This is a genomic window from Arthrobacter sp. HMWF013 (genome assembly GCF_003061105.1).
GTDB lineage: Bacteria > Actinomycetota > Actinomycetes > Actinomycetales > Micrococcaceae > Arthrobacter.
The window spans coordinates 1-1,514 of record NZ_QAIQ01000438.1; the positions used below are offsets into that span (position 1 = coordinate 1).

The window sequence follows — 1,514 nt, forward strand, 5'->3', positions numbered from 1 at the left end:
CGGCTGTTTGAGGCCTCCATCAGCCGTGGCAGCGACGGCGGCGGCCTGGATGTCCTGGATCTGGCACGGTCCATGGCCAGCCTCCGGGCCGAGAAGGCCGCGCTGCTGGGGTTCGCGAACTATGCGGAACTCGTGGTGGACCGGCAGACCGCCCCCGATTTCGGGGCCGTTCAGGCCATGCTCAACAGGTTGGCGCCGGCCGCGGTCCGCAATGCCGACGCCGAAGCTGCTGCCCTGGCCCAGAGCGCAGGCCACCCTCTTGAAGCGTGGGACTGGGCCTTCTACTCAGCCAAGGTCCGGCGCGAAAAATACGCTGTGGACGAGCAGGCCCTCCGGCCTTATTTCGAGCTGGACCGTGTCCTGCAGGATGGCGTCTTCTTCGCCGCCACTTCCCTGTACGGCATCACTTTCCACGAACGCCGGGACCTTGCCGGTTACCACTCCGATGTCCGTGTCTGGGAGGTCCGGGACCAGGACGGGAGCGGGTTGGGGCTGTTCCTTGGCGACTACTACACCCGGGAATCCAAACGCGGCGGGGCCTGGATGAACTCCTTGGTGGAACAGTCGGACCTGCTCGGCACCCTGCCTGTGGTGGTCAACAACCTCAACATCTCCAAGCCTCCAGCGGGCGAGCCCACACTTCTGACCCTGGACGAACTGCGCACCACCTTCCACGAGTTCGGGCATGCACTGCACGGCCTGTTTTCGAAGGTGACCTACCCGCGGTTCGCGGGGACTGCAGTCCCCCGCGACTTCGTGGAGTACCCCTCGCAGGTCAACGAGATGTGGATCCTTTGGCCGGAGGTGCTGGCCAACTATGCACGGCACCACGTCACCGGCGAACCGCTTCCGCGGGAAGTTGTGGCCAGGCTGGATGACGCACGGCTCTGGGGCGAAGGCTTCGGGACCACCGAGTATCTCGGGGCAGCACTGCTGGACCTGGCCTGGCACACGCTGGACGTCGCGGCTGTCCCGGACGATGCCCTCGCCTTCGAGGAGAAGGCGCTGGCAGCCGCCGGAGTGGCGCATGCGCTCATCCCGCCCCGGTACCGCACCGGCTATTTCCAGCACATCTTCGCCGGGGACGGTTACGCAGCCGGCTACTACTCCTATATCTGGAGCGAGGTGCTGGACGCCGAAACCGTGGACTGGTTCACCGAACAGGGCGGCATGACCCTTGCCAACGGCCAGCGCTTCCGCCGGGAACTGCTCGCGCGCGGGAACAGCCGGGATCCGCTGGAATCCTTTCGCGCCCTCAGGGGACGCGACGCGAAGCTCGAGCCGCTGCTGAAACGCCGCGGCCTCGACTGAAGACCTCAACCAGCGAACGACGCCGGCCCGCCACCTGGAGAGGGGACGGGCCGGCGTCGTACTGCTTTTGCCGCTGTTACCAGCCGCGCTCAGCGAGGCGGTGGGGCTGCGGGATTTCGTCCACGTTGATGCCCACCATGGCTTCGCCCAGGCCGCGGGAGGCCTTGGCGATGACGTCGGGGTCATCGAAGAACGTGGTGGCC

1 protein-coding gene and 1 pseudogene are annotated in these 1,514 nt (G+C 66.6%); one reads left to right on the forward strand and one right to left on the reverse strand.

Annotated elements, in window-relative coordinates:
• Positions 1 to 1,311 (forward strand): M3 family metallopeptidase (locus tag DBR22_RS15830; protein WP_108599808.1); only part of this gene is annotated, 1,311 nt, incomplete at its 5' end.
• Between the two features lie 76 nt (positions 1,312 to 1,387).
• On the opposite strand, the pseudogene DBR22_RS15835 reads toward DBR22_RS15830, so the two are convergent.
• Positions 1,388 to 1,514 (reverse strand): annotated as a pseudogene (locus DBR22_RS15835) (pyridoxal 5'-phosphate synthase lyase subunit PdxS); the annotation flags it as partial.